The 8,623-nt window shown below is 68.5% G+C and carries 9 protein-coding genes; 6 read left to right on the top strand and 3 right to left on the bottom strand.

Annotated elements, in window-relative coordinates; translation table 11 throughout:
* Nucleotides 1–275 precede the first annotated feature (275 nt).
* Nucleotides 276–1,022 carry an IclR family transcriptional regulator gene (locus ACFWN2_RS42395; RefSeq protein ID WP_382436297.1) on the bottom strand — a complete coding sequence of 249 codons (747 nt, stop codon included), beginning with the start codon at nt 1,020–1,022 and terminating at the stop codon, nt 276–278.
* Nucleotides 1,023–1,098: 76 nt separating this feature from the next.
* On the opposite strand from ACFWN2_RS42395, the gene aceB reads away from it, so the two are divergent.
* The 4 genes from aceB (at nt 1,099) to ACFWN2_RS42375 (ending at nt 5,604) form a co-directional block, all read left to right on the top strand.
* Nucleotides 1,099–2,583, top strand: a complete 1,485-nt coding sequence (gene aceB, locus ACFWN2_RS42390; protein WP_382436296.1) for a malate synthase A — start codon at nt 1,099–1,101, stop codon at nt 2,581–2,583.
* On the top strand, nt 2,583–3,752 hold the full coding sequence (locus ACFWN2_RS42385; RefSeq protein WP_382436295.1) for a DUF6986 family protein: 1,170 nt from the start codon (nt 2,583–2,585) through the stop codon (nt 3,750–3,752). The genes aceB and ACFWN2_RS42385 overlap by 1 nt, the downstream gene beginning before the upstream one ends.
* Nucleotides 3,753–3,827: 75 nt before the next feature.
* A complete protein-coding gene (locus ACFWN2_RS42380; protein ID WP_382436294.1) occupies nt 3,828–4,295 on the top strand; it encodes an Imm1 family immunity protein in 468 nt (155 codons plus the stop codon).
* A gap of 25 nt (nt 4,296–4,320) precedes the next feature.
* Nucleotides 4,321–5,604: an NAD(P)/FAD-dependent oxidoreductase gene (locus tag ACFWN2_RS42375; protein WP_382436292.1), complete on the top strand. Its 1,284-nt coding sequence runs from the start codon at nt 4,321–4,323 to the stop codon at nt 5,602–5,604.
* Here the strand turns inward: ACFWN2_RS42375 and pucL are convergent.
* Nucleotides 5,531–6,409: a factor-independent urate hydroxylase gene (pucL, locus tag ACFWN2_RS42370; protein WP_382436291.1), complete on the bottom strand. Its 879-nt coding sequence runs from the start codon at nt 6,407–6,409 to the stop codon at nt 5,531–5,533. The two genes, ACFWN2_RS42375 and pucL, sit on opposite strands and share 74 nt — an antisense overlap.
* A 4-nt stretch (nt 6,410–6,413) precedes the next feature.
* Nucleotides 6,414–6,896, bottom strand: coding sequence for a 2-oxo-4-hydroxy-4-carboxy-5-ureidoimidazoline decarboxylase (gene uraD, locus ACFWN2_RS42365; protein WP_382436290.1), 483 nt, complete (start codon nt 6,894–6,896; stop codon nt 6,414–6,416).
* Between the two features lie 123 nt (nt 6,897–7,019).
* Here uraD and ACFWN2_RS42360 point away from each other — a divergent pair, with 123 nt between their 5' ends.
* Nucleotides 7,020–7,766 carry a hydroxypyruvate isomerase family protein gene (locus ACFWN2_RS42360; protein WP_382436288.1) on the top strand — a complete coding sequence of 249 codons (747 nt, stop codon included), beginning with the start codon at nt 7,020–7,022 and terminating at the stop codon, nt 7,764–7,766.
* Nucleotides 7,763–8,620 carry an NAD(P)-dependent oxidoreductase gene (locus ACFWN2_RS42355; RefSeq protein WP_382436287.1) on the top strand — a complete coding sequence of 286 codons (858 nt, stop codon included), beginning with the start codon at nt 7,763–7,765 and terminating at the stop codon, nt 8,618–8,620. The genes ACFWN2_RS42360 and ACFWN2_RS42355 overlap by 4 nt, the downstream gene beginning before the upstream one ends.
* The last annotated feature ends 3 nt before the right edge of the window (nt 8,621–8,623 follow it).

The raw sequence follows: 8,623 nt of genomic DNA, 5'->3' as shown, positions 1-8,623 counted from the left end.
GACGAAAAGCGTGTCCGCTTGACACCCCTCTTCAGGTGCAGCAAGTGCTATGGCGCGACTCGTGATGGGACCCCACCGCCGGTTCTTCTTGGTAAGGACGGCTCGCCTGCGGCATCGCGGCAATCGTCCGGCTCGCCTGCGGCATCGCACCTGTCATGCGGCTCGCCTGCGGCATCGCATCCTCACCTCGGCGCGCTCACCTCGGCCTGCCCATCTCAGCCCGCCCGCCTCGGTGCGCTCGCCTCTGCCTGCCTGCCCACCTCGGCCTGCCCGCCTCAGGCCGTTGCGGCCTGGTCCGCCAGCCTCTTCGCCACCGCCAGCACCTCCGGCAGGATGCGGTTCACCGCGTCCTTCGTGAGCCTGCCCTCCGGACCCGACACCGACACCGCCGCCAGCGTCGGGCCGCCCACCACCGGCACCGCGATGCAGCGCACGCCGAGTTCCTGTTCGGACTCGTCCAGCGCGTAGCCGCGCTCCGAGATCTCGTCCAGCGAGTCGAGCAGTTCGGACGCATCTGTGATCGTGTTCGACGTGTACGCGGGTAGGCCTGTGCGGTCCAGGAGTGCGCGTACGTCGGCGCGGGAGAGTTGCGAGAGCATCGCCTTGCCTACGCCGGTGCCGTGCGGCAGCAGGCGGCGGCCCACCTCTGTGAACATGCGCATCGAGTGCTTTGAGGGCACCTGCGCCACGTAGACGACCTCGTCGCCGTCCAGGACGGCCAGGTTTGCCGTCTCCTCCACCGAGTCGACCAGCTGCGAGAGCAGGGGGCGGGCCCAGGTGCCGTATTGGCGTGAGGCGGTCTCGCCGAGGCGGATCAGGCGCGAGCCGAGGGTGTAGCGGCGGTTGCTGTTCTGGCGCACATAGCCCAGCGTGACAAGGGTGCGGATGAGGCGGTGGATCGTGGGCAGGGGCAGGCCGGACGTGGTCGCCAGCTCTGACAGTGATGCCTCGCCGCCTGCGTCTGCCAGGCGTTCTAGCAGGTCGAACGCTCTTTGCAGGGACTGCACGCCACCTGTGGACACGTGCGGCTCCTCCCGTTGCAGTTCCGCAATGCAAAAACTATAGTCCACACAGCAAAACCGAGAGAGGTGGATCCAGGTGCAGGTCCTGACCGAAGAGGCTCTTGAGTTCGTCGCGAAGCTGCATGAGGCGCATGCCGCGCGCAGGGACGAGTTGCTCGCTCTTCGGAAGGAGCGGCGGCCTCTCGGGTTCCTGGCCGAGACGCAGGGCGTGCGTGACGGGGAGTGGCAGGTGGCTTCTGCTCCCGAGGCGCTGCGGGACCGGCGCGTTGAGATCACCGGGCCCACCGAGCGGAAGATGACGATCAACGCGCTCAACTCCGGGGCCAAGGTGTGGCTCGCGGACCTTGAGGACGCGAACACGCCGCACTGGGACAACGTCGTGCAGGGCCAGGTGAACCTGTACGAGGCGGCGCGCGAGACGATCGAGTTCACCTCGCCCGAGGGCAAGGAGTACAAGCTCAAGGGCGGGCCTTACCCGACGATCGTGGTGCGGCCGCGCGGGTGGCACCTCGACGAGCGCAACCTCCAGTTCGGCGGCAAGAACGCCGTGGGTGCTCTGGTGGACTTCGGGCTGCACTTCTTCCACAACGCCGAGCTCGGCAAGCCGTACTACTACCTGCCGAAGATGGAGTCGCACCTCGAAGCGCGGCTGTGGAACGACGTCTTCACGACGGCGCAGAAGCTCAAGGGTGTTCCGCACGGGACGATCCGGGCGACTGTGCTCATCGAGACGATTCCCGCCGCGTTCGAGATGGAGGAGATCCTCTACGAACTGCGTGACCACGCGTCGGGGCTCAACGCCGGACGGTGGGACTACCTCTTCAGCGTCATCAAGTACTTCCGGGACGCGGGTGCGGACTACGTGCTGCCGGACCGCAACAGCGTGACGATGACGGCGCCGTTCATGCGCGCGTACACCGAGCTTCTGGTGAAGACGTGCCACAAGCGCGGGGCGTTCGCCATGGGTGGCATGGCCGCGTTCATCCCCAACCGGCGTGATCCCGAGGTCACCGAGAACGCGCTGCGCAAGGTCCGCGAGGACAAGACGCGCGAGGCGACCGATGGTTTCGACGGCTCGTGGGTGGCGCATCCTGATCTCGTGCCGATTTGCCGGGAGATCTTCGACGGGGTGCTGGGCGGCAGGCCCAACCAGATCGACAAGCAGCGGCCCGAGGTCAGCGTCACGGCCGGGCAGCTGCTCGACTTCAAGTCGGCGGGCGGCGCGGCGACGCGGGCCGGGCTCGAAGGCGCCGTCGACGTCGGCGTGCGGTACATCGCGTCCTGGCTGGGCGGCAACGGCGCGGCGGCGATCCACAACCTGATGGAGGACGCGGCCACCGCGGAGATCAGCAGGTCGCAGATCTGGCAGTGGATCAACAACAAGGTCGTGCTCGACGACGGCACGCAGGTCACGCCGGACGCGGTGCGCGAGGTCCTCGGCAGGGTCGGTGCCGGGCTGGAGGGCCCGCACGTCGCGGCCGCCGTGGAGCTGTTCGAGCAGGTCGCGTTGTCCGAGGACTTCGTGGACTTCCTGACACTGCCCGCCTACGAGCGCATCTGATGTACGAGACTTCGCTGTCCCCTGAGGACGTCGCGCGGGTGACCGCGCGTCTGTCCGATGTGGAACGCAGCTTTCCGGTGGGCCGTCAGCCCGTGCACACGTGCTACGTGCCCGCCGGGCGCATCATCGGGTCCACGATCGCCGACTGGGGGCGCGAGGCTCTGGAGTCGATCGAACCGGACCTGCTCCCGCCGCTGCCGGACGGCGTGCTGGAACGGGTCGAGGCGAAGCTCCGCCGGGAGCCGGTCGAGGACCTGCGGATCGACTTCGAGGACGGCTACGGCGCGCCCGAGGACGACGTCGAGGACATGGACGCCGAGAGCACGGCGATCCTGCTGTCGCGGTGGATCGACGACGGCAGCGCGCCGCCGTCGATCGGGCTGCGGATCAAGTCGTTCGACAACGCCGAACTGCGCGAGCGTGGCCTGCGCACGCTGGACATCTTCCTGACGGCACTGGGTGAGGTGCCGCCGGGCTTCGTGATCACGTTCCCCAAGGTGACGTCGGTCGAGCAGGTCGAGGTCTTCGGCGAGGTGCTCGACCTCTTCGGCAAGGACCTGAGGTTCGAGATCCAGGTCGAGACCACCCGGTCCGTTGTGGACGGTCAGGGCCGGCTCGCGATCCCGCGCTTCATCGAGGCGGGCCGCGGTCGTGTCACGGGTCTGCACTTCGGCACCTACGACTACACGGCGGACTGCGGGCTGTCCGCGGCGCAGCAGCACCTCGCCCACGGCGCGTGCGACTTCGCCCGGCACGTCATGCAGGTGTCCGCGGCCGGCACGGGCGTGCGGCTGTCCGACGGCTCGACCAACGTGCTGCCCGTCGGAGACCAGAAGGAACTCGGCTGGGACACGCACTACCGGCTGACGCGGCGTTCGCTGGAGCACGGCTTCTACCAGGGCTGGGACCTCCACCCGGCACAGCTGGTGACGCGGTACGCCGCCGTCTACGCCTTCTACCGCGAAGGCCTGGAGGCCGACGCGGCACGGCTGAAGTCGTACGTGCAGCACATCTCGGGAGGCGTGCTGGACGAACCGGCCACCGCCCAGGCACTCTCCGCGTTCTTTCTCCGCGCGGTGGACTGCGGTGCGCTCGATCCGGTGGAAGTGCAGGCCGCGACGGGACTGGACGAGTCAGCACTGCGGGGGCTTGTAACCCGATCGAGCTGACCGAGTCCTCACCCGTTCGTGTGGTTCTGTCCATGGTTGTCGAATGTTCCCGGCAATGGGTGCAGGGTGGCCCGCATGAGCATGCGAGCCGGCCTCTGGACCGGCCTACCCGACCTCGACTCCGCGGAGCACAAGTACCAGGTCGTGGCGTGCGAGGCGGATGTCGACACGGTGATCCGGCTGCTCGGCAGGCCCGAGTGCAACGACGGGTCGCTCGACCACTTCGGCCGCGACCTCACCCCCGAGGGGGAGCCGGACCACAACGTCGTGCTCGCCGTGCGCGGCGCGTGGGGCTACATGTACTACGTCGACGACGTCTTCATGGGCTGGCCCAAGGGGTCGCCGGAAGCGCCGTACGTCAACGAGAAGTACACGGACTTCCCGCCCGGTGTAGGCGTTCCGCTCGACCTGTACCGGCGCCTGCTGATCGAGTTCATGGTCACGGGCCTGCGGCCGGCGAGCGTCGGCTGGTACAGCGAGGCCGACCTGTTCCACTCGTGGCGCGACCAGCAGATGTCGTTGCGCACGAAGGAGAACCACTGATCGCCGCGGCTGGTTGAATGGCCTCATGAGGGCCGTGGTGATGGGTGGGGGAATCGCCGGCTTGCTGGCGGCGCGCGTGCTGGGCGAGTCCCACGAGGTCGTCGTGCTGGAACGGGACGAGCTGACCGACGAGGCCGAGCCGCGCGCGGGTGTGCCGCAGGGCAGGCACGTGCACGGGTTGCTGGTCAAAGGTGGCGAGCTGCTGGAGGAGCTGTTCCCCGGCCTGCGCGCCGAACTCGTCGAGGCCGGTGCGGCGCTCGCCGACGCCGGTGAGATGCGGATCCTCAACCCGCAGGGCTGGCTGGCCTGCACGCCCACGGGCCTGCCGCTGCTGTCGCTGAGCCGTCCACTGCTGGAGACCCGCGTCCGGCGGCGGGTGACGGCCGAGATCAGAACCGGTGTCCACGTCACCGGGCTGTCGTTGCGCGACGGCCGGGTCGACGGTGTGCTCACGCGGGACCACGGCAGGATCGACGCGGACCTGGTGGTGGACGCGTCCGGCCGGTCGTCGAAGCTGCCGGCCTGGCTCGCGGAGGCCGGGATCACCGTGCCGGAGCCCGAGGTGGTGGACTCGCGCACCGGGTACGCGACGCGGATCTACACCGCGCCGGCCGACTTTCCCGTGGTGTACGCGGAAAGCCTGTCCGCGCCGAACGTTCCGAGGGGCATCGCCGCGATGCGCGTGGAGGGCGACCGGCTGATGGTCACCGCGCAGGGTGCCGCCGGTGACCACCCGCCGCGCGACCTCGACGGGTACCAGGAGTTCCTGGACTCGTTGCGGGTGCCGATCTCGAAGATGCTCGCGGACGCCGAACCGCTCACGCCCGTCTACCTGTTCGCCCGCACGGCCAGTCGCCGCAACGCCTTCGAGGCCACCGGCAACTGGCCGGGCGGGCTGGTCGCGGTGGGGGACGCGGTGTGCGCCTTCAACCCCGTCTACGGGCAGGGCATCACCGTGGCGGCGATGGAGGCGTTGTTGTTCCGGCGCCACAACGACTTCAGCGCCAAGGGCTGCCGCTCGTTCCAGCGGAAGGTGGCGAAGACCGCGAACGGTTCGTGGGCGATGTCGAGCAACGCCGACCGCAGCTGGGTCGAGGACAAGTCCGGCGGGGTGCTGGGCTGGTACCTCAAGAAGTGGCAGGCCGGGATCGTGCACGACCCCGACCTGTTCCGGCGCTTCGTCCGGGTCGCGCACATGGTCGCCTCACCGGCGAGCCTGTTCAACCCGGTCGTGTTCAGAAGGCTGGCAAAGTACTCCAGGCAAGCCCCGCGTCCGGTGCGTCGTCCCGGAGGATCGAGCCCTCGATGAGCCCGTACGGGCGGTCCGCGGCGTAGAACACCTCGTTGTCGTTCTCCAGGCCGAACGCGCTCAGGTCCACCAGGAAGTGGTGCTTGTTCGGCATGGAGAGCCGCACCTCGGCGACCTCGGAACGGGCGTTCAGCACGGCCTCGCCCATCGCGTACAGCGTCTGCTGCAACGACAGGGAGTGCTTGTCCGCGAACGTCTTCAGCATGATCGACCGGATCTCCGCGAACGACTTCGCCCAGTCGACGTCCGTGCCGGCGTAGCGCCAGCGGGCCGTCACCGACGTCGCGAGGATGCGGTCGTTCGTCTCCTTCAACGTCGTGTACGGGTCCTTGGGGTAGCCGTGGAACTCCGACCCGGTCGACTTCAGCACCACGAGGTCACGTACGCCTGACACGACCCACGCCTGGGACCCCTCGACCGTCACGGCGGTGGTGCGCTTCTCGTTCGACCCCTGCGCGAACGCGTGGTCGTGGCCGTCGATGCGCTCCCACGCGTGCTCGTCGATCAGGATCCGGGCGCCCGTGATCGGCTCCTGCGAGCCCACGAAGTGGCGGCCGAGGCGCAGCGCGAAGTCCTCGATCTCCCCGACCGGCGCCTGCTTGGCGAACGCGTAGACGGTGTTCTTCTGCGTGTCGGTCGCGAGCACCTTGGCGTTGTCGCCGGTGAGGTGAGTGTCGGCGAGGTCTCCGCGCAGCGAGGTGCTGACGGTCAGGTCTTTGATCGTGTGCACGGAACCGTTGCGCGACACCGTGACGAGGCGGTTCTCCGCCTTCCCGTACTGGTTGGGGCCCAGGACGATGGCCATGAAATCAGCTCCCGATCAGCTTCTGCAGCCGCAAGGCGGCGATCTTCGCGAGTTCGTCGTTCACGACGCGGAGCTCGACTTCCGGCGGGTTGTCCATGCGACTGGACAGGTTGTCGAGCATCTCCGCACCGCTCAGGCCGGTCGCGCACACCAGGTAGATGTGCCCGAACCGATCCTCGTACGCGGCGTTGGCCTCCGCCAGGCGATCAGCCTCGGAAGCGTCCACACCGGACTGTTCTGACCGCGACCACCTCGCCGACACCCCACCTGTCTTCTGTCGTTCGCCGATGCGCGGGTGCCCGGCGATCGCGCCGAGCACCTCCTCGTCGGAAAGTCCTTGTGCGGCAACCGAAGAAGCCGCGAGGAGAGCATCCATCGACGCGTAGGGCCTGCCCGCCGCCACGGCGTCGATCCAGCGGGGTACCGCGAGGCACTCGGCGAGCTGTGGACGGAGTTCGGCCTCCGGGGCGCTGTTGAAGCTGTCCACGGTTCTCCAAGTTTCTACATCGCGGAATTGAACTTCCACATTCTTGACCCGGGCCGCGCGGGATGTCTAGTGTCTCCGTAGTACGAAATTCTACTTCCGCAATGTGGAAGGAACGGGCCGAAGATGTTCGACGCAAACCTGTCCATGCTCTTCACCGAGCTGCCGTTGCTGGAACGCCCGCGAGCCGCGCGCGCCGCCGGGTTCGACGCGGTCGAGATCTGGTGGCCGTTCGCGGAAGCCGTACCGGAGACGCGCGAGATCGAGGCGTTCGAGAACGCGATCGTCGACGCGCAGGTCCGCCTGGTCGGCCTGAACTTCTACGCGGGTGACATGCCCGCGGGAGACAGGGGACTGGCGAGCTGGCCAGGCCGCGAGACCGAGTTCCGGACGAACGTCGAGGTCACCGCGGCCATCGCGGGCCGGCTCGGCTGCCGCACGCTCAACGCGCTGCACGGCAACTTCGAGACCACCGCGCAGACCGTCTCCAACTACCGCTTCGCCGCCGACGTCGCGGCGGAGATCGGCGCGCAGATCGTGATCGAACCGCTGAGCGGTGCGCCCAAGTACCCGATCAGGACCGCCCACCAGGCGTTCGAGCTGATCGACGAGATCGACCGCGGCAACGTGAAGCTGCTCGCGGACCTCTACCACCTCGCCACGAACGGCGACGACCTCGACCTCCTCGCTGACCACGTCGACCGCATCGGTCACGTGCAGATCGCCGACGCTCCCGGACGCGGTGAGCCCGGCACCGGCGAGCTCGACCTCTTCGGGCACCTCGCGAAGCTCCGCGCCAACGGCTACGCCGGCTTCGTCGGCGCCGAGTACAAGCCCGTCACCCACTCCTTCGCTTGGAGGGATCAAGCATGACCAGGATCGGATTCATCGGCCTCGGCATCATGGGCAGCCCGATGGCGGCCCACCTCGTAGCCGCCGGGCACGACGTGACGGGCTTCGACCTCAGCCCCGCCTCGCTCGACAAGCTCACCGCCGACGGCGGCAAGGCGGCGTCGAGCGCGCAGGAGGCCGTGAGCGGCGCCGAGGTCGTCATCACGATGCTGCCGAACCACCCGCAGGTCGAGGCCGTGACCAGCGAGGTCACCTTCGACGACGGCACGCTGCTGATCGACATGAGCACGATCCGCCCGTCCACCTCGATCGAGATCGCGCAGAGGCTGACGAACGTGCGGGTGCTCGACGCGCCCGTCAGCGGCGGTCAGACCGGCGCGGTCCAGGCGTCGCTCAGCATCATGGTCGGCGGCACCGAGGCCGACTTCGCCGCCGCCAGGCCGTTCCTGGAGGTCGTCGGCAAGACGATCGTGCACGTCGGGCCGCACGGCGCGGGCCAGGTCGTGAAGGCCGCGAACCAGCTGATGGTCGGCGGCATCTACGCCCTCGTCGCCGAGTCGATCGTGCTGCTGGAAGCGTCCGGCGTCGACCCGAAAGCGGGCCTCGACGTGCTCGCCGGAGGCCTTGCGGCGAACCGGATCCTCGACCTCAAGCGCGAGTCGATGATCGCCCGCGAGTTCCAGCCGGGCTTCCGGATCGACCTGCACCACAAGGACATGGGCATCGCACTGGACGCGGCACGCGCCGCCGACGTCGCACTGCCCGTCACCAACCAGATCGCCGCACTCGTCGCGGCGGCACGCGCGCAGGGCTACGGGTCGCTCGACCACTCCGCGCTGCTCAAGGTCATCGAGAACTTCGCGGGAAGGGCCTGACAC

It is taken from the genome of Lentzea sp. NPDC058436, from assembly GCF_042721515.1.
Taxonomy (GTDB): domain Bacteria; phylum Actinomycetota; class Actinomycetes; order Mycobacteriales; family Pseudonocardiaceae; genus Lentzea.
The sequence above is the reverse complement of the archived record's forward strand: the minus strand, read 5'-3'. Positions and strand labels throughout refer to the sequence as shown.